Annotated in this window: 19 protein-coding genes; 13 read left to right on the forward strand and 6 right to left on the reverse strand. The window is 30.7% G+C overall.

Annotated features, from left to right (window positions below; translation table 11 throughout):
• The first annotated feature begins 309 nt into the window (after positions 1 to 309).
• The 7 genes from BSD9I1_RS02335 to BSD9I1_RS02365 all read left to right on the forward strand — a co-directional run bounded on the left by BSD9I1_RS02335 (position 310) and on the right by BSD9I1_RS02365 (position 4,375).
• Positions 310 to 456, forward strand: a complete 147-nt coding sequence (locus BSD9I1_RS02335; RefSeq protein ID WP_186428966.1) for a hypothetical protein — start codon at positions 310 to 312, stop codon at positions 454 to 456.
• Between the two features lie 109 nt (positions 457 to 565).
• On the forward strand, positions 566 to 964 hold the full coding sequence (locus tag BSD9I1_RS02340; RefSeq protein WP_186428967.1) for a MaoC family dehydratase: 399 nt from the start codon (positions 566 to 568) through the stop codon (positions 962 to 964).
• A gap of 86 nt (positions 965 to 1,050) precedes the next feature.
• Entirely contained in the window at positions 1,051 to 1,482 is a 432-nt protein-coding gene (locus tag BSD9I1_RS02345) for a hotdog domain-containing protein (protein ID WP_186428968.1), read from the forward strand.
• Between the two features lie 40 nt (positions 1,483 to 1,522).
• The gene (locus BSD9I1_RS02350) at positions 1,523 to 1,921 is read left to right on the forward strand and encodes an acyl-CoA hydrolase (protein ID WP_186428969.1); all 399 of its coding nucleotides are present in this window, start codon (positions 1,523 to 1,525) and stop codon (positions 1,919 to 1,921) included.
• A gap of 42 nt (positions 1,922 to 1,963) precedes the next feature.
• Positions 1,964 to 2,395, forward strand: a complete 432-nt coding sequence (locus BSD9I1_RS02355; RefSeq protein WP_186428970.1) for a hotdog domain-containing protein — start codon at positions 1,964 to 1,966, stop codon at positions 2,393 to 2,395.
• Positions 2,396 to 2,544: 149 nt separating this feature from the next.
• A complete protein-coding gene (locus BSD9I1_RS02360; RefSeq protein WP_186428971.1) occupies positions 2,545 to 3,333 on the forward strand; it encodes an electron transfer flavoprotein subunit beta/FixA family protein in 789 nt (262 codons plus the stop codon).
• Positions 3,334 to 3,346: 13 nt separating this feature from the next.
• The gene (locus BSD9I1_RS02365) at positions 3,347 to 4,375 is read left to right on the forward strand and encodes an electron transfer flavoprotein subunit alpha/FixB family protein (RefSeq protein WP_186428972.1); all 1,029 of its coding nucleotides are present in this window, start codon (positions 3,347 to 3,349) and stop codon (positions 4,373 to 4,375) included.
• A 62-nt stretch (positions 4,376 to 4,437) separates the two neighbouring features.
• Here BSD9I1_RS02365 and BSD9I1_RS02370 read toward each other — a convergent pair whose 3' ends face one another.
• Positions 4,438 to 6,030, reverse strand: a complete 1,593-nt coding sequence (locus tag BSD9I1_RS02370) for an ABC-F family ATP-binding cassette domain-containing protein (RefSeq protein ID WP_186428973.1) — start codon at positions 6,028 to 6,030, stop codon at positions 4,438 to 4,440.
• A gap of 183 nt (positions 6,031 to 6,213) precedes the next feature.
• Between BSD9I1_RS02370 and BSD9I1_RS02375 the strand changes: the two genes are divergently transcribed.
• The 5 genes from BSD9I1_RS02375 to BSD9I1_RS02395 all read left to right on the forward strand — a co-directional run bounded on the left by BSD9I1_RS02375 (position 6,214) and on the right by BSD9I1_RS02395 (position 11,186).
• A complete protein-coding gene (locus BSD9I1_RS02375; RefSeq protein ID WP_186428974.1) occupies positions 6,214 to 6,369 on the forward strand; it encodes a hypothetical protein in 156 nt (51 codons plus the stop codon).
• Between the two features lie 282 nt (positions 6,370 to 6,651).
• The gene (locus tag BSD9I1_RS02380) at positions 6,652 to 7,986 is read left to right on the forward strand and encodes a spore germination protein (protein WP_186428975.1); all 1,335 of its coding nucleotides are present in this window, start codon (positions 6,652 to 6,654) and stop codon (positions 7,984 to 7,986) included.
• Complete coding sequence (locus BSD9I1_RS02385) at positions 7,983 to 9,059, forward strand: GerAB/ArcD/ProY family transporter (RefSeq protein WP_186428976.1); 1,077 nt, start codon at positions 7,983 to 7,985, stop codon at positions 9,057 to 9,059. The genes BSD9I1_RS02380 and BSD9I1_RS02385 overlap by 4 nt, the downstream gene beginning before the upstream one ends.
• On the forward strand, positions 9,056 to 10,153 hold the full coding sequence (locus BSD9I1_RS02390; protein ID WP_186428977.1) for a Ger(x)C family spore germination protein: 1,098 nt from the start codon (positions 9,056 to 9,058) through the stop codon (positions 10,151 to 10,153). The genes BSD9I1_RS02385 and BSD9I1_RS02390 overlap by 4 nt, the downstream gene beginning before the upstream one ends.
• A 28-nt stretch (positions 10,154 to 10,181) precedes the next feature.
• Positions 10,182 to 11,186 (forward strand): WG repeat-containing protein, encoded by a 1,005-nt coding sequence (locus BSD9I1_RS02395; RefSeq protein ID WP_186428978.1) that lies wholly within the window; start codon positions 10,182 to 10,184, stop codon positions 11,184 to 11,186.
• A 102-nt stretch (positions 11,187 to 11,288) separates the two neighbouring features.
• Here BSD9I1_RS02395 and BSD9I1_RS02400 read toward each other — a convergent pair whose 3' ends face one another.
• The 5 genes from BSD9I1_RS02400 to BSD9I1_RS02420 all read right to left on the reverse strand — a co-directional run bounded on the left by BSD9I1_RS02400 (position 11,289) and on the right by BSD9I1_RS02420 (position 17,939).
• On the reverse strand, positions 11,289 to 13,265 hold the full coding sequence (locus tag BSD9I1_RS02400; protein WP_186428979.1) for a spore germination protein: 1,977 nt from the start codon (positions 13,263 to 13,265) through the stop codon (positions 11,289 to 11,291).
• 4 nt (positions 13,266 to 13,269) lie between these two features.
• A complete protein-coding gene (locus BSD9I1_RS02405) occupies positions 13,270 to 14,418 on the reverse strand; it encodes a Ger(x)C family spore germination protein (protein WP_186428980.1) in 1,149 nt (382 codons plus the stop codon).
• Positions 14,399 to 15,505: a GerAB/ArcD/ProY family transporter gene (locus tag BSD9I1_RS02410; RefSeq protein WP_186428981.1), complete on the reverse strand. Its 1,107-nt coding sequence runs from the start codon at positions 15,503 to 15,505 to the stop codon at positions 14,399 to 14,401. Before BSD9I1_RS02410 ends, BSD9I1_RS02405 begins: the two co-directional genes overlap by 20 nt.
• A gap of 56 nt (positions 15,506 to 15,561) precedes the next feature.
• On the reverse strand, positions 15,562 to 16,683 hold the full coding sequence (locus BSD9I1_RS02415) for a GerAB/ArcD/ProY family transporter (RefSeq protein ID WP_186428982.1): 1,122 nt from the start codon (positions 16,681 to 16,683) through the stop codon (positions 15,562 to 15,564).
• A 140-nt stretch (positions 16,684 to 16,823) separates the two neighbouring features.
• Complete coding sequence (locus tag BSD9I1_RS02420) at positions 16,824 to 17,939, reverse strand: endospore germination permease (RefSeq protein WP_186428983.1); 1,116 nt, start codon at positions 17,937 to 17,939, stop codon at positions 16,824 to 16,826.
• A 168-nt stretch (positions 17,940 to 18,107) separates the two neighbouring features.
• On the opposite strand from BSD9I1_RS02420, the gene BSD9I1_RS02425 reads away from it, so the two are divergent.
• Positions 18,108 to 18,974, forward strand: a complete 867-nt coding sequence (locus BSD9I1_RS02425) for a CsxC family protein (protein WP_186428984.1) — start codon at positions 18,108 to 18,110, stop codon at positions 18,972 to 18,974.
• Positions 18,975 to 18,982: the final 8 nt, after the last annotated feature.

The following is an 18,982-nucleotide window of genomic DNA, read 5'->3' on the forward strand; positions in this document are numbered from 1 at the left end:
TATTTAACCTGCGGCATATTTTGTTAAGTTATTAACATTATTATAGGTTTTATAATGAATGCAAATGACATTCTAGAATTATATTTATTATAAGAATTTTTTACATGTATATACATATGAATTTACTGTAACGAATGCGCTTAAAATTCATAAAAAATAAATATAGTTAGAAAAAAATTAAGGTATATGGAATTATTTTACATAAAATGCATAGTATAAACTATAAACAATTTCAAAGTGAAGAAAATTACAAAACAAAAAATTAACATTATAGGAAGAGATACTATATGACAAGAGCATTGAGGATCAATGGACCTTAAAAGTGGAAAAAAGAAACTTGAAGAAATGTTTGATAAAGATGGAATACCTTACGGGCTAGTAGTTAATATGAAGGATGGTAAAATAATTAATAAAATTTTTACAAAATATGGAATAAAATTCCAAGGTGGTGTATAATATATATCAGATGGAAATAAATTACATCTAAGCTGATAAATTAAATTAATATTAATTTAATTTAAACTTTTATACTAAATAAATATTTTTAAATTTGGGGGTATGGAAAATGGCATTTATTAAACCAGAAAAAAATTATGAAACTATGATTCGTCTACGTATGTCTTCAGGAGATGCTCATTATGCTGGAGAATTAGTTAATGGGTCACATACAGTAGAGCTTATGGGAGATGTTGCTACAGAATTAATGGCTATGTATGCTGGAAGTACAGGAGAATGCATAGGCTATGATAAAATAAGCTTTACAGCTCCAACTTTCGCAGGAGACTTTGTTGAAGTATGCGGAAGAATCATTGGTGTAGAAGGAAACAAAGTAAAAGTTCAATGCAGATCCTTTAAAATAGCTGAAAATGCTAGAATTGAAGCTCAAAACTCAGCAGTAAACGTTCTTGAAAAACCAGTTATGACAGTTGAAACAGTTTCAACTTATGTAGTTCCAGAAAGATAATCAAAAAAATAAGATTAAGCTAAAAGGATCTTATAATAAATTATTTTAAATAAAAGAAAATTTATATAAATTTGGGGGTGCCTCTTATGGTAAGAGAATCAATATTAAGATATAGAATGGACGAAGGAAAGTATGCAGGTGAAGTTGTTAAACCTAACATACATTTAGATATATATGGTGACGTTGGAACAGAACTTTGTGTTTTACAGGATGGAGACGAATCATTATTTGCAGGTTATGAAAATGTAGAGTACTTAGCACCTGTATATGCAGGAGATTATGTTGAGGCTAGAGGCAGAATAATAAAATTAGGTAACAGCTCACGTAAATGCGAATTTGAAACTTACAAAGTTGCAACACCATCTAGAAAAAATGGAAAACCAGATGCAGCTGAAACAGATATGGATGTATTAGATCCTCCAGTACTTGTAGCTAAAGCTATTGGAACTTTAATCGTTAAGAAACCTTGTCAGCGTGGAGTTCAGCCATCAGGCGTTGTAGAAAATAAATGGGAATAAGATACTAAATAAATATTTTTAAATATTGGGGGTATGGAAAATGGCATTTGTTAAACCAGAAAAAAATTATGAAACTATGATTCGTCTACGTATGTCTTCAGGAGATGCTCATTATGCTGGAGAATTAGTTAATGGATCACATACAGTAGAACTTATGGGCGATGTTGCTACAGAATTAATGGCTATGTATGCTGGAAATACAGGAGAATGCATAGGCTATGATAAAATAAGCTTTACAGCTCCAACTTTCGCAGGAGACTTTGTTGAAGTATGTGGAAGAATTATTGGTGTAGAAGGAAACAAAGTAAAGGTTCAATGCAGATCCTTCAAAATAGCTGAAAATGCTAGAATTGAAGCTCAAAACTCAGCAGTAAACGTTCTTGAAAAACCAGTTATGACAGTTGAAACAGTTTCAACTTATGTAGTTCCAGAAAGATAATAAAAGAAAATAAAATTTATATGAATTTGGGGGGTGTCTCTTATGGTAAGAGAGTCAGTGTTAAGATATAGAATGGACGAAGGAAAGTATGCAGGTGAAGTTGTTAAACCTAACATACATTTAGATATATATGGTGACGTTGGAACAGAACTTTGTGTTTTACAGGATGGAGACGAATCATTATTTGCAGGTTATGAAAATGTAGAGTACTTAGCACCTGTATATGCAGGAGATTATGTTGAGGCTAGAGGCAGAATAATAAAATTAGGTAACAGCTCACGTAAATGCGAATTTGAAACTTACAAAGTTGCAACACCATCTAGAAAAAATGGAAAACCAGATGCAGCTGAAACAGATATGGATGTATTAGATCCTCCAGTACTTGTGGCTAAAGCTATTGGAACTTTAATTGTTAAAAAACCTTGCCAGCGTGGAGTTCAGCCATCAGGCGTTGTAGAAAATAAATGGGAATAAAATAATAAATATTTAATTAGAGTAATAGGTTGCTAAATCTTGTATTTAACAGCCTATTATTTTTAGGTTATAAAGGAATTTCAGGACTTCAAAAGATACAATTTCCAAATACGTATTAGATAGTAAATAGCATAAGGGGGCAAAAGTAAATGAAAGTTATAGTTTGTATTAAACAAGTTCCAGATGTAAATGAAGTTAGAATAGATCCAATAAAGGGAACATTGATTAGGGAGGGAGTTCCAAGTATTATAAACCCTGACGATAAAAATGCCATAGAGGAAGCTGTAAGAATAAAAGAGAGTATGGATGATGTGCATGTAACTGTTATATCTATGGGACCACCACAGGCAGAAAGTGCTTTAAGAGAGGCTCTTGCTATGGGGAGTGATGAAGCTATACTTTTGAGTGATAAAGAATTTGCAGGTTCAGATACTTGGGCAACTTCAGCAATACTTGCTGCTGCTATAAACAAAATTGGGGATTATAACATAATACTTTGTGGAACACAATCTACAGATGGATACACTGCACAAGTTGGTCCCAAAATAGCAGAGCATTTAAAATTACCACAGATAACTTATGTTAGCAATCTTAAAGTCAATGGAAATGAGGTAATCACATATAGGGCAGTTGAAGATGGATATTATGTGATTAAGTCACAAATGCCAGTATTACTCACAGCTATAAAGGACTTAAACACTCCAAGATATCCTTCCATTAAAGGAATATATAAGGCCTATAGGGAAAAAGAAATAAAGGTATGGAACATAAATGACATAATTGTTGATAGGGAGAATATTGGCTTAAGGGGTTCTCCAACAAATGTTAAAAGTTCATTTACCCCTTCTGTTAAATTTAATGGAAAAATCCTAAATGGAACAACCAAAGAAGTAATAAATCAATTGATAGCAAAACTTAGAGAAAAACAGGTTATATAGGGGAGTGACAGATATGAATATAAATGATTATAAAGGTATTTGGGTATTTGCAGAGCAAAGAGATAATAAAATTTTAAATGTATCACTGGAGCTACTTGGAGAAGGAAAAAAAATAGCTGATAAATTAGGAGTAAAGCTTACAGCAATACTTCTCGGAAATAATATTGACGATATGGCTGAAAAGCTTGTAAAATATGGAGCAGATGAAGTATTAAGTATTGATGATAAGTTTTTAGAAGTATACTCAACAGAATCTTATACTAGAGTAATAAGCGAGCTCATAAAAGAAAAGAAACCTGAAATAGTACTCATAGGGGCAACAGCTATAGGTAGAGATTTAGGACCAAGACTTGCAGCTAGAGTTAAAACAGGCCTTACAGCAGATTGTACTAAACTTGATGTAGATTTAGAAACAAGAGGACTTCTACAAACTCGTCCAGCTTTTGGAGGGAACCTAATGGCAACAATAATTTGTCCCAAACATAGACCACAAATGTCTACAGTAAGACCTGGAGTTATGGAAAGAGGAAAATTTGATGAAAACAGAACAGGAACTATTAACAAAGTTTTCTTTGAGCTTATGGAAGAAGATAAGAATACAGAGGTGCTTGAAGTTGTTAAAACTCAAAAGCATGAAGTTAAACTTGAAGAAGCAAAGATAATTGTATCTGGTGGAAGGGGACTTGGGGATGCTAGGGGATTTCAACTTTTAGAAGCTTTAGCTAAAAAGCTAGGTGGGGAATTAGGTGCTTCTCGTGGTGCAGTAGATGCAGATTGGATACAACAAAGTCATCAAGTTGGGCAAACGGGTAAGACTGTAAGACCCAAATTATATGTAGCTTGTGGAATATCTGGAGCAATTCAGCACTTAGCAGGAATGAATGATTCAGAGTGTATAGTTGCTATAAATAAGGATAAAAATGCGCCTATATTTCAAGTTGCACACTATGGAATAATAGGAGACGTATATGAAATATTGACAGAGCTTATAGAGTCCTTAGATAATGTAAATGATATTGTGGAAACTCTTAAAAGTAGATAATAATTAACAATTAATATAAAAAGTCAGCCCAAAGGCTGACTTTTATCTTAAATTGTTAGTTGTTATTTACCATTTCTCATTTCTAGATACTCGTCATAGCTCATTTGTCTATCGATTAATCCATCTTCAGTTAATTCGATTATTCTATTTGCTATAGTTTGTATAAATTGATGGTCATGAGAAGCAAATAATATGTTACTATTAAAGTCTCTTAAACCATTATTTACTGCTGTAATTGATTCAAGGTCTAAATGGTTTGTAGGCTGATCTAGTAAAAGTACATTCGCATTATTAAGCATCATTTTTGAAAGCATACATCTAACCTTTTCACCACCAGATAAAACCTTAGCTTCTTTTAAAGCTTCTTCTCCAGAGAAAAGCATTCTTCCTAGGAAGCCTCTAAGATAGCTTTCAGACTTTTCTTCTGAAAATTGTCTTAGCCAATCTACAAGATTTAAGTCAACATCGTTGAAGAATTCAGAGTTATCTTTAGGGAAGTATGACTTAGTAATAGTAACACCCCATTTAAATTCTCCACTGTCTGGTTCCATTTCTCCCATAAGTATCTTAAATAATGTAGTAATTGACATTTCATTTTCACCAACAAAGGCAATTTTATCTCCCTTAGTTATGATAAAGCTTACATTATTAAGAACTTTTACACCATCAATAGTTTTTGATATTCCATCAACTCTTAAAATATCATTTCCAACTTCTCTTTCAGGTTTAAATCCTACGAAAGGATATCTTCTACTTGAAGGCTCTATATCTTCTATGTTTATTTTATCAAGAAGCTTCTTACGAGAAGTAGCCTGCTTTGATTTAGAAGCATTGGCACTAAATCTTGCAACGAATTCTTGAAGAGCTTTAACTTTTTCTTCTTTTTTCTTATTTTGATCCTTCATTAATTGTAGAGCAAGCTGACTTGACTCATACCAGAAATCATAGTTACCCATAAATAACTTGATTTTTCCAAAGTCCACATCTGCCATGTGAGTACAAACTTTATTTAAAAAGTGTCTGTCATGGGATACAACAATAACTGTTCCTGGAAAGTCAATTAAGAACTCCTCAAGCCAGTTAATTGATTGAATATCTAAGTGGTTAGTAGGTTCGTCTAAAACAAGTATTCCAGGATTTCCAAAAAGAGCTTGCGCAAGAAGCACCTTAACCTTTTCTCCACCTGAAAGTTCAGACATTTTATTTTCATGAAGACTTGTAGGAATTCCAAGGCCCTGTAAAAGTGATGAAGCTTCTGATTCAGCTTCCCAACCATTTAATTCAGCAAATTCTCCTTCAAGTTCAGATGCCTTTATACCATCTTCATCAGTGAAATCAGCCTTTGCATATAATTCCTCTTTTTCAGTCATGATTTCATATAATCTAGCATTACCCATAACTACTGTTTGAAGTACGCGGCAGTCATCATATTCAAAGTGATCCTGCTTAAGTACTGACATTCTAGAACCAGGTGCAATAGAAACTTCTCCGGTATTAGGCTCAATTTCACCAGATAAAATTTTTAAAAAGGTACTTTTTCCAGCACCATTTGCACCTATTACTCCATAACAATTTCCTGGAGTGAATTTAATATTTACATCTTCAAATAATTTCTTATCACCATATCTTAAACCAACATTTGTAACTGTAATCAACGCTAATCATTCCTCAACTTTCTACTTTTAATCTAACCGTCATATTATAACATAAAGATGTAATAATCGCTAGACTTTAAAATAACATTGACAATTAGTAATTAATAACTTAAAATTGACATTTGATAAATGAATATAATAGAAAAAATTAAAAATCGATAATCAACACAGGGGGAAGTATTTATGTCAGATAAGAATATAGAAATGATGAAAAAGCTTATTGAAGCAAAACAGAAAAAAAGTGCTGAGCAAAAGGGAAATGGAAGACCAACCAAAAGCATGGGAGGGGCTAAAAAGGCTGTAAGAAATAAGAAAACAGGTGGATTATTCGATAAATAGTAAGCCTATGGGGAGCCTTTTTAAGAATAATATTTATATGATTATCAAAATACTTTAAATCTTGGTGTTTATGTGAAGTAAAAATTACCCACACCAAGATTTATTTTATTTGTATTCTATGAGCATTTTCATTGATTACGGGTGAATAAAATTGGCGGTTATGGCAAATTATATTAAGATAAGAATTAAAAAGTTATTTAAAAGCTGAAATAAAGCCTAACATATAATTAATATCTAGTAATTAACACTAAAAATCTCAATTGTTATTCAGAGGTGAATGAGATGGAAAGTCATAGAGTTTTAATGCAAGAAGTGGATAAATTTATAAATATAGATAGTGATACCAAAAAGGTGGAACTAGATAATTTTTTTGTTGTTTATTTTGTTCAAAGTCTTATAGAGAAGTCAGCACTAACTGAAAATGTTAAAATACCTTACTTTAATAGGGATTTAAACTTTAATTCATATATTCAAAGTATTAGTACAGAAATAACACTTGAAGAGGTAAGTAAAAGTATTACAGAAGGAAATGTTATAGCAATTTATAAAGGTACATTAAGAAGTATTAATGTTTGTGTCAGAAAAAACTATAGAGAAGTTCAACAAAACATAAAAGAAAGCTCTTTTCAAGGAAGTTTAGAGGAATTCGTAGAAGAGATAACCTTAAATATAGGTCTTCTGCGAAGATATTATCCAAGTTCCAATCTTATAATAAAGGAAACTGAAGTGGGAGAGTTAATTAAAAGTAGAGTTGCTATAATATATGATGAGGAGAAGGTAGATAAAAGTTCATTAAACTTTATAGAAAAAAATATCAGTGAAGTTAAGGCTCCTGTAGTTCAAACATTAAGAGAACTAGAGCAGCACATAATAAAGAGACAATGGCTTTTCCCAAGAGTTTTTATAACTTATAGGCCAGATAGAGTGGCAAGGCTTATAGCTAAAGGAAGGACCGTTATATTATTAAATGGTACTAATGGTGCAGGAGTGGCTCCTGTGACTTTTCATGAATATTTTGTTGCAGTAGATGATTATTATTTATTCCCCATACCAGCCTTTATGCTTATAATACTAAGATACATAGCATTTTTTTTAAGTATAACGCTTCCTTCATTATATGTTGCAGTTACTTCATATAATCCTGAAATATTTAGAGTACAGCTAGCATTATCCATTACAGAAAGCCGCTCAGGGGTAACATATCCATCTTATCTAGAAGTACTATTTATGCTTGCAATGATAGAGTTTTTGATTGAAGCCAGCATTAGACTTCCTAAAACTATAGGTCAGGCAGCAACAACAGTTGGAGGACTTATACTAGGCCAGGCAGCTTCACAGGCACAGCTTGTAAGCAATATACTTATAATAATAGTTGCAGCAACTGCTATAACTAATTTTTGCATGCCTACAACTTGTATAAGTATACCTACAAGAGCGTTGAAGTACGTAGTCTTATTATTTGGAAGTTTAGCTGGGCTTTATGGAATTTTTATAGCATTATTAGCTTTAACAGTATATGCATTTTCAATTTATAATTTTAACATTCCTTATTTAAATCCATTAGATGCAATTTCGGTTAAAAATTTAAGGGATTTCTTTAGGAGAACTGAGTTATGATCGAAAAAAAGTATTATTATATGATGCTTATAGTTTGTACGTTTTCTAATTTTATATTTTATAATACGCCATATCTAATTACACATATATTAGATGGAGCAATAATAGCTTTATTTATAGCACTTATAATGATATTATTAAGTTCCTATGTAGCTATTTACGTATTTAATCATTTTAAAAACTTTACTCTAATAGAAATAAATAATGAGCTTTTAGGTAAAAAGTTGGGAAGTATTATATCTTTTATATCAATAATTTTTAATTTTACTTCGGGATATTTTATGTTTATGGGTCTCATTGAAATAACAAGAAAGTTTCTTTTAGCTACTACAAATACTTGGTTTCTAAGAATATTACTTATTATTCCTGTAATACTAGTTTTATTAAATACAAATAAAACATTTTTATATCTTTTGGGATACCTTGGAATATTTATTATATTAGGTATAATTATGTACTATCTGTTAAGTATTAAAGAACTTAGAATTGACTATATAAAAGGAACCTTTATTCATTCTTTAAAAATGCCTGATTTGCCTTTGATTAGTATAGCAGGTTATTTTTATGTTGGAGTTCGACACCTACAAGCATTTAATACTGAATTTGGAAAGATAAGTTATAGGAAAACTATGCTAATATTTGCACTTATAGGACTACCAATGGCGTTGTTAACTATTTTAATTCCAGTATCCTTCTGGGGGGTTGAAGCTGTTAGAAATATTGAACATCCTTGGATTGCTAGTTCAGATGCCATACAAGTTAATCTATTTTTTATTGAAAGAGGTCTATATATACTATTCCCATTATTTTTAACACTTGGATCTGTACAAATCATACTTTATACTTTTGTAGGAAAAAGTTTATTGGACAGGATGAGTATTAATAATAAAATAAAAAAAGGTATTATAGTAGCAGTATTGATTTGCTATGTTACACTAGGTGTTTTTATAAGAAATACAAGGCAACTTACTGAGATGACATTAGTAAATATGGTCGTTAGTAGTCTTTTTACTAATATATTATTTTTTATACTTTTTTTCTTAGCTAAAAGAAGGGAAAAGAGGAGCATATGAGATATTTTAGTAAATTATTAATTGTACTTTTCATATTATCTTTTTTTACAGGTTGTGATTTTAAAGATATAGATAGAAGAACTTTTATAGTAGCAGTAGGTATAGATTCAATTGGTAAAAATGGTGAGATAGAAGTGAGTTTTAAGGCAGCTATACCAAAAACAATTGGGCAATCAGGCTCAGGACAGGGAGAAAAAAATTTTGAGTTTTATACTGTAAGGGGAAACTCACTTGGAGAGATTTTTAGGCTTTTAAAAACCAAAACAGCGTTGGAACCAGATTTTGGTCATATGAAGATTATAGTACTTGGAGAGGGTTATGTTAAGAATAATGAAATTGATGACGTTATAGACTTTTTTTCTAGGAGAAGGGATACGCAGCTTATAGGCTATGTAGCTGTCGGATCTCCAAGTGCTAAGACAGTGCTAAATGTAGAGCCGCAAGGAGAAAAAACTGCAGGAAGTGCACTTTTTATGAAGTTTGGCCAAGGAACAAATTCTGAATATGGGCTTATTACAATGTTAAAGGATGTAAAGTATTCTGCTACGACCAAGGGAATGACTGTATTTTGTCCAGTACTTGAAGTTGTTCAAGGTAAAGTTGTACTAGAAAAGGTAGCATTATTCGATAGAGTTAAATTTAGTATGTTTTTGAATAGAGATGAAACCAAACTGTTTAAGTTACTTTTTGAGGGAGTGCAAAATGGATACATAGTTATAGATACTTTGGAATCTAAGAATCCTTTAGGTATAAATGTTAATAGCGGAAAAGGAAGTATAAAGTTAAAAGAAGCGAATAACGATATTATATGTAATATAAAAGTTACAATTAAGGGGAACCTAGAAGAAGTAGGAGAATATGTGGAATTAAAAGAAGTTGAGGCTAGAGCAAAAAAAATAGTAGATTCTCGTGTAAATGCTTTAGTAAAAAAGCTTCAAGAAAAAGGCTTAGATCCTCTTCAGCTCCAAGTAAAATACTGGGCTAATAATAGAAATTATAATTTTAGTGATGAATGGCTGGAAGACCAATATAAAAAGGTTCAATTTAAGGTAGATAGTAACGTAGTTATAGAGAGGACTGGAATTTTTAAATAATTAAATAAAATTAAAGGGAGAGTTAAATATGGAAAAGATGCTTTATCCAGTAAAAATTAATGGAAAATATGGATATATAGATAATACAGGAGAAATTATAGTAGAGCCAAAGTTTGATTATGCTGAGGACTTTATTAATGATTTTGCTATAATAGGAATAGAAGATAAATTTGGCTTTATAAATAAAGAAGGAAGCTTAATTGGGGAAGACTTATATGATGATGTATATGAGTTCACTGATGGATTAGCTACAATTGAAGTAAAAGGTAAAAAAGGATTTATGAATAAAGAAGGGAAAGTAGTTATAAATCCAGAATATAAAGAAGCTAACGGATTTTCGGATGGGTTAGCAGCTATACAAGTGAATTATAAATGGGGATATATAAATAAAGAAGGGCAAGTGGTTATAGAGCCTGAGTTTTTAGATGCTTTTGATTTCAGTGAAGATTTAGCTTTAGTGCAATTAGGAGGAAAATTAGGATACATAAATAAAGAAGGCAAGATAGTTATAGAGCCTAAATTTGATTATGCTTATGGATTTTCAGAAGGGTTAGCAGCGGTACAGTTAAAATCTAATTATGGATATATTGATAAGGACGGAAATACAGTTATCAAAATTAAGTATCATACGGCTAATGATTTTAATGAAGGGTTAGCATGTGTTGAATTAAACAATAAATATGGATTTATAAATAAAAATGGGGAAGCTGTGATTCCACTTAAATATGATTGGGCAGATAACTTTTATGAAGGATTTGCAACAGTTGCTATTGATGAAAAGTATGGATTTATAGACAAAGATGGAAATGAAGTGATTCCAGTGAAATTTGACAACGTAGATACTATTAGTGAAGGTTTAATATCTGTAGAAGTAAATGGCAAATGGGGATACATAGATAAGGAATGTAATTTTATTATAGAGCCAATTTATGATGAAGTGTCAAAATTTGTGGATGGAGTTTCTAAGGTTATATTAGAAAATAGAACTAAATATATAAACAAAAATGGGGAAAATGTTTTTAGTAGAGAGTGAAAACTTAATCTCTACTAATTACTCAATAGTAAGGCACTAAGCATAAGTTAAAACTTATGCTTAGTGCCTTCATAATGTTTACAACTAAAAATAGTATTTTTATTACTTTCCACCACTAGTACTGCCTGACATACCACTAGAAGTACCTGAATTGCTAGTGCTATTGCTACCATTATTACTGCTATTACCTTTGCTAGAGCTGTTTTTCATATTATTATTATTATTATTATTATTATTATTATTATTATCAGTAGTATCATCATTATTGTTAGTATTTTTATCATTATTATCGTTATTTTTCTCAGCGGAGCTAGAGCCATTGGTATTAGCATTATCTATATTTTCGTTATTGCTATTATCATTGTTATCATCACTATCATCCTTAAAAAAGCTTAAGATCTTTTTGAAAATGCCATTAGGTTTATCTTGTTCATTATTCTCATTATTGCCACTTTGATTCTTAGAATCTACTTCATTAGTATTACGGATATTACTATTATCATTACTTTGATTTTTAGAATCATTAGAATCAGTGTAATTGCTATTATTATTATTATTATTATTATCTTTATTGTTATTTTTGCTAGTTTCATCTTTATTTATATTAGTATTATTATTGTTTTTATCTGAGGTATTATCTTTATCATCACTACTTTTAGCTGGAGAATCAGGATTAGTGGCGTTACTATCTCCTTCTTTATAAAATTGAAGTTGAGGTAAAAATTGATCCTTAATCTCACAGGGAGTAAAAGGTGCAATAGGTTCAGCATAGGGTATTCCGAAGCTTCTTTGGGATATTATATGTACGGCTAGAAAACTTAAGCCTATTAAAAATCCAAATAACCCAAGAACTCCAGTAATCATTATTAAAATAAATTTTAATACATTTAATGGAGTTACAATATTATAATCTGGCAATAAAAATGATGAAATACTTGAAAACGATACTATTACTATTGAAATTGGGCTAGTAAGACCTGCTGCAATAGCACCTTGGCCTATTACTATACCTCCAACTATACCTATGGCACTTCCGATTTTGGTAGGAAGCCTTATGCTAGCTTCTCTCAGCATTTCTATTACTATAGTCATAAAAAAGATTTCAAGTACTGCATTTAGTGGGACAGCAGAACGAGCAGATGCAATACTTAATAGATAACTAGCTGGAAGCATATCAGGATTAAACGATGTAACTACCAAGTAAAGGGCAGGTAATGAATATGTGGATATTATACCAAATATCCTTAAAGAAGTATTAAAAGGTCCAAGAAGTACAGTACCATAATGATCATCGCCTGAATCTAAAAAGTCAATAAACCTTTCAGGAAGCATTAAGGCAAGGTTACTTCCTTCTACCAAAATACAAAGCCTTCCCTTTAATATAGTCGAACAAGCCTTATCGGATCTTTCAGCAATCGATACAGTTGGCAATATTTTACGACTTTTGCCGTTTAGAACTTTTTGAATATAGGATGACTCAAGAATACCATCTATAGTTATATTACTTATGGTATCCTCTACATATTTTACCACACTTTTATCAGCTAAGTTATCTAAATAAGCGACTACTACTCTTGTTTGAGTCCTTGTTCCAACAATAAAGTTTTTGAAACACAGGTGAGAGTCCTTAATTCTATAGCTTATAAGTGAAAGATTAGTATCTAAATTTTCTACAAAGGAGTCCTTTGGGGCTCTTAGGGCATATTGGACTTCAGGTGCTGAAACATTTCTTTGAGCTACTCCACCAGTATCAGCAACAATATAAGTTGACTCATGAGATATTCCAATGATGGACTTTCCTAAACGAAGATGGCTAAGTACTTTAGAAAAATCATTATCTACAGATAAATCAGATGTATAAATAACAGATTCCCCAATTTGCTTTGCACTTGATATGGTATTTTGATACTGCATAAGTGGTTTTATTATTTCTTCAGTTAATTTATCTTTAGTTGTAATGTATGGGAGATATGCTACATATATCATGGTTTGTTTATTCTTAATTTTTCTAACAACCATATTTGTATTATTATTTTCAATATAAGAAATAACATCATCTATGCTAAAAAAGTTTTCCATAAAATCACCTTTTATCTAATTTCTCTTTATTTTCATATTCCATTGCGTTTTTATCTGTGATATTAACCTTAACATCCACATTAACTTTTGCTTCAGGGTAAACCTTACCCCATTCTATTTGCCTATACTGAATTGGATTTTGAGCTTTAAAGTACTTAATAAATTCAAATATGTCTACTTTATAATTATTTTGAGATTTATTTACTGATTCCATGATAATCTCTTTAATATGCTTACTTAATATAGCTTCAAGTTCTTTTATATCCTCTGGTGACTTTCCTTGTAATTCATATTGAAATGACAATGATGCATTAGTTGATAAAGATACATTTATAATAGCCTTTCCATTTTCCCAACTTGTTTTAATTTTACGATTTTTAACTCGTGTGGTAATAGTTAAGACATTAGTTGGATGTTTTGGATCAGGTAAGGTTAAGATCAGTGGATTGTTAGGAGACATTAAAAACATTATTCCCGTGATATTTGGTATATCTATTATATCTACAAGCTTAAAGTCCTTTATTACACTTAATCCTATGTACTGTGGTTTTCCTTCTACTATATCAATGGTAGGAAGAAGCAGGCCTAAATCCTTTATACGGCTTTCAGAAATTACATTTGCTATAGATATGTCTACATGTGTATCCTTGAACAGGCTTTGTATATTATTTTCTACGAAAAAACCTATGGATGTATTTTGTTTAGTGGATAATTCCATAAGTTCAGCTGGAGGCCTTTTACTTACTAATAAAGTTACAGTTTTTCTTAAGTCATATTGTCTATTTGCCCTATTTAAGTAATCTTCAAAGAAGTTTGATTGCGCAAATCTTTCGCTAACTATTACAGCTGTGGCAGGACCATTGGAAAGTGGGCCTTTAGCTTGAACTTGCAAATTTGCTCTTGCTGCATCAAAGTTGCTGCCTTCCCCAACAAAATGACCTATTTCATAGGTAGTCTGCTGTGCACTCATAGGACGAAATTCAGCTATTTCAGCATCAAAACGAACTCTATCTGCAGCGGGAGTATCTACTCCAAAGGATACTATAAGGGCCCTGTCTTCTATATCTTTATAGTCCCAGCAAGCGGTAAAAAATAAACTAAAACAAGTTGACAACAGTAAAAATAATATTTTTTTATAGTATTTTTTTTCCATAGTTTTTCACCTTAACAATCGTAAATAATATTATTGGTATTATATAAGAAGAAACTACTGCTATATTAGACGTAATTTTAACGTAAGTTTCTGAAGAACATATTGACATAAAACTGATACACATTATAGATGCAAGAATATATATAATAACTGAAATAGCAGGGACAGATATACTTTTAAAATTTAATTTTTGTAAATAATGACTTATTATCATATTTGAGGCATATAAATTAAATGAAACTATCATAAGTGAGCTGAAAATAAAATTAGAAAGTGCAAAGAGGTCCAATCTCCTCATAAGATCAAAGTGATGTAATTCAATACCCCTAATTGAAAGAAAAAAAATATCATCATAAAGTACAGTTTCATTTACGCCCGAAACTGCAAGAGTAGCCTCAAAAGTAGCAATATAGCAAAAGGTAATTAACAGTATACTTATAATTAAATATTTATGAATATTTTTATTTTCTCTTCTAAACAATGGTACAAATAAGAGTTTATCAAAGCCAGCAAAGGCTATTAAATTTCCAAGACTTTCCTTAAAGTAAATAGGTACATCTTCTTTAACAAAAAAAGGTCTTAAATTTATAAAATCACCCTTTGTAAACATTGCTAAAATTAATAAGGAAAATATGAAAGTTAATACTAGCCCGTAAAACTCATATATATAAGATAAAGATGTTAAGCTTTTAGATGACGTATAGCTACAACATGCAATGAAAACTATAAATAAAGCCCACAAAGGAGTAAATTCTAGTATAGTAAGTCTTACTAATCTTGTAATAGATCCAGCTACCATCATAGTTGAAGATAAATATCTTATTAAAAAAAATATCATAATAGCTAATGATAAATATTTCCCAGTAATATCTTCTATATATTCATGAAATCCTTTTTTTTCATAGTGCATGTTTATTGATGATATCATGAATATAGGTGGAGCTGCTAGTAGTGCACATATAATAGCTATTGTCCATCCACCAGTACCTGCATATATAGCAAAGTCCTTAGGAACAGTAAAGGGAAAGCCTACAATGCTTGCAAAGAGTATAAATACTATTTGTTTATTACCTATAGCTTCTTTCAAGTGAATTCCTCCATATACAAATTAACAAATTCAGTCTTGGTATAAATCAGCACATCTCAATTCTGTTGAGATGTTTCCTTATTAATCCTCCTTTTAATCTTAACAATGATAAATAGCACCATAGGAAGGATCATAGAAGTAAGCCATGCTATTTTATAACTAATTAACAGATATTTCCTCAAAGCAAATGTACTAGGGATAATAACACAAAGTACAAAACCTATAATTGATATAACAATACAGGAAAAGGAAAGAGTCATTTTTTTAGGCATTTTAGTTTTTTCTAAATAATACTTAAGTATAACAGCTGCTCCATATATATCTACTGCCACCATCATCAAACTAGTAAAGGTAAATGCAGCAATTGCTAAGCCATCAAGTCTTTTCAAAATTTCTAGATTTTGAATTTCAACACTTCTAACTGCAATGAAAAATATATCATCAAATAATACGGTTTGATTTATTCCTGAAACTGAAACAGTCCCCCAAAATACAAATAGATAAAATAAAGTTATTATCATGTAACCTATCAATAAATACTTCCCAGTTTTTTTATTATCCTTTTTTGAAAATGGCACTACTAAAAGCACACCAGCTCCAAAAAAGATTCTTAAGTTTCGAATACTCTCTTTAAAATAGAGTGGTATATCTTCTTTAACAAAGAAAGGCCTTAAATTTATAAATCCACCTTTACTAAGCAATGCAAAGAACAATATAGAGGATAAAATCAATGCAGTTAAAATAAAAAATTGACATATGTAGCTTAAGGATTTTATCCCTTGTGCTGCAGCATAGCAAGCACAGGCTAAAAATATGAAAGCCAGAGGCCAAATTGGAGTTGTTTCTAATGATGTAGACTTAACCATGCCTAAAAGTGCTCTAGTCATTAGGGGAACTAACATGAAATATCTCATAAAATAAAGAACATTTATAGGTAGAGATATATATTTTCCTAAGATTTCAACTAAATATTCTGGTATGATTCTTCCTTCATACTGCTTATTTAGCCATACAATGGCAAAGCTTGGAGGTAATATTAAAAGCAAATCTATAATGATAATTACCCATCCACCAGTACCAACATATGTTCCGTATTCTTTTGGAATATTAGTAAAAAGTCCAACTACACCTGAAAAGACTAAAAATATAATATATTTGTCTTCTATAATAGTCTTCACATAAACTCCTCCAAATACATGCTAATAAATTTTGCCTTTTTATAGTATTAGTAGTTTTTTTTTTTATTATTCACCAATAATTAAATATAATGGATCCCAATTTGAAAGAAAATATCTCAATAAAAATGTAGTATATCTTTTCACTGAGACATTTTTTTATTAATCCTCTTTTTAATTTTAACAATGATAAATAATATAATAGGTATAATGACAGAAGTAGCCCATGATAGTTTATAACTAATTGAGAGGTACTGGCCTAAAGCAAATTCATTAGGAATAATAATACAAATTATAAAACTTACAATAGATATAATAATACAGGAAAATGAAAGAGCCATATTTTTTAAAGCTTTTGTTTTGTCTAAATAGTATTTAAGCACAATAGCAGCTCCATACATATATAACGCGACTATTAGTAAACTAGTGAAGGTAAAAGCAGCAATTGCTAAAGCATCAAGTCTTTGTAGAATTTCTAGCTTTTCAATTTCAACGCTTCTAACTGCAATGAAAAATGCATCATCAAATAACACAGTGCTATCTATTCCACAAACGGAAATAGTTCCCCAAAATACCAATAAGTAAAATAAGGTTGATATCAGGAGGCCTATTAATAAATATATACTAGATTTTTTATTATTTTTTTTATTAAGAGGAACTACTAGAAGTACCATGGTTCCAAAGAAAAACCTTAGGTGTCGGATACTTTCATTAAAATACAATGGGATATCTTCTTTAACAAAAAAGGGTCTTAAATTAATGAATCCACCCTTGCTAAGTAATGTAAAGAACACTATAGAGGATAGGATTAATGCAATTAAAATAAAAAACTGACATATGTAAGATAGATATTTTATTCCACAGGATGCAGCATAGCATCCACAGGCTATAAATATCAAAGCTAATGGCCAAATAGGAGTAGTTTGCAATGCTGTAGACTTAACCATACCTAAAAGCGATCTAGTCATTGAAGGAATTAGCATAGCAAATTTTATGAAATAAAGTATGTTTATAGGCAATGCTAAATATTTTCCTAAAATTTCATCTAAATAATCGGGTACGATTCTTCCGTCATACTGCTTATTTAGCCATATGATAGCAAGGCTCGGAGGTAATATTAATAATAAGTCTATAATAATAACTACCCATCCGCCAGTGCCTACATATGAGCCATATTCGGTGGGAAGATTAGTAAAAAGTCCAACTATCCCTGAAAAGACTAAAAATATAATATATTTATCTTCTATAATAGTCTTCACATAAACTCCTCCAAATACATGGTAATAAATTTTACATTTTTATAGTATTAGTAGTTTTATTATTTTTATTCACTAATATTTATATATATTGAATAACTAATAACATGTAGCAAATTGGATTAGTTTGAATATTATGATACTGTAGTAAAAAATTGGGGGATTATATTTATGGCACAAGAAAATAAAATAAAAGAGTGTAATGAAAATAACCAAAACATACCGAGGTGTGATTCTAGGGTTAAAGATTCTACGACTTTAAATGAATGCGAAAATCAGTGCAATATTCCTACGGGTAGAACGGGACCACTTATAGCTAAGATTCCTGTAGTGTTATCTGATGTGGAAGTACAAATTGATTTGGAGTCAGAAATTAGATTAGAAGAAAGAGCCTTGGATATTAAAAATGTCGATAAACATATTGTGATTACGGAGTGTAAACTTATTCCATATACAAATAAGCTTTTCATAGCAGGTCATGTTCAAAAGAATATACAATTTTCTACCATTGACTGTACAAATCAAACAAGCATAAGTGGAAGTATTCAGCATACCACCGTTAACATCCCTTTCAAATGTGTAACAAAAATTCACTTTTCCAATTGTCCCATATACGGAAAAGAATATAAGAAAAGATTAAATTCTTTAGATAATAATATGTTAAATAAGAATCAAAAAGAAGACTCTTGGATTCACTACAATAAACTATATGAACCAGTTTATTGTGAATTAGAGCATGCTAGAATATTGGAAACAGATATTTTAGATAGAAATACACCTCTTTTAAATACCTTACCTAATGAAAAATCTTTCCATGAGATAACTGAAAAAATGGTTGTATATATAAGGCTTAAGGTACTACAAAACCAAAATATATGTATTCCTGAGCCTAGCTGTGAAGTAACTGTGGTAAAAGATTGGCCTGGAGAGTGTGGTTCTAGTAAAGATGTAAAATGTGTTGAAATAGAAGTTGGATTTGATCCTGAGAGAGGAATGATTGGCAAGGAGGTACCTGTTGAAGAATTAGATGAAGAATAAGGTGTAAT

The organism is Clostridium sp. BSD9I1 (assembly GCF_900185645.1).
GTDB lineage: Bacteria > Bacillota > Clostridia > Clostridiales > Clostridiaceae > Clostridium_AK.

Coding starts and splice junctions, on each gene's coding strand:
- BSD9I1_RS02335 (WP_186428966.1), top strand. CDS start 310: ATGGACCTTAAAAGTGGAAAAAAGAAACTTGAAGAAATGTTTGATAAA.
- BSD9I1_RS02340 (WP_186428967.1), top strand. CDS start 566: ATGGCATTTATTAAACCAGAAAAAAATTATGAAACTATGATTCGTCTA.
- BSD9I1_RS02345 (WP_186428968.1), top strand. CDS start 1,051: ATGGTAAGAGAATCAATATTAAGATATAGAATGGACGAAGGAAAGTAT.
- BSD9I1_RS02350 (WP_186428969.1), top strand. CDS start 1,523: ATGGCATTTGTTAAACCAGAAAAAAATTATGAAACTATGATTCGTCTA.
- BSD9I1_RS02355 (WP_186428970.1), top strand. CDS start 1,964: ATGGTAAGAGAGTCAGTGTTAAGATATAGAATGGACGAAGGAAAGTAT.
- BSD9I1_RS02360 (WP_186428971.1), top strand. CDS start 2,545: ATGAAAGTTATAGTTTGTATTAAACAAGTTCCAGATGTAAATGAAGTT.
- BSD9I1_RS02365 (WP_186428972.1), top strand. CDS start 3,347: ATGAATATAAATGATTATAAAGGTATTTGGGTATTTGCAGAGCAAAGA.
- BSD9I1_RS02375 (WP_186428974.1), top strand. CDS start 6,214: ATGTCAGATAAGAATATAGAAATGATGAAAAAGCTTATTGAAGCAAAA.
- BSD9I1_RS02380 (WP_186428975.1), top strand. CDS start 6,652: ATGGAAAGTCATAGAGTTTTAATGCAAGAAGTGGATAAATTTATAAAT.
- BSD9I1_RS02385 (WP_186428976.1), top strand. CDS start 7,983: ATGATCGAAAAAAAGTATTATTATATGATGCTTATAGTTTGTACGTTT.
- BSD9I1_RS02390 (WP_186428977.1), top strand. CDS start 9,056: ATGAGATATTTTAGTAAATTATTAATTGTACTTTTCATATTATCTTTT.
- BSD9I1_RS02395 (WP_186428978.1), top strand. CDS start 10,182: ATGGAAAAGATGCTTTATCCAGTAAAAATTAATGGAAAATATGGATAT.
- BSD9I1_RS02400 (WP_186428979.1), bottom strand. CDS start 13,265: ATGGAAAACTTTTTTAGCATAGATGATGTTATTTCTTATATTGAAAAT.
- BSD9I1_RS02405 (WP_186428980.1), bottom strand. CDS start 14,418: ATGGAAAAAAAATACTATAAAAAAATATTATTTTTACTGTTGTCAACT.
- BSD9I1_RS02425 (WP_186428984.1), top strand. CDS start 18,108: ATGGCACAAGAAAATAAAATAAAAGAGTGTAATGAAAATAACCAAAAC.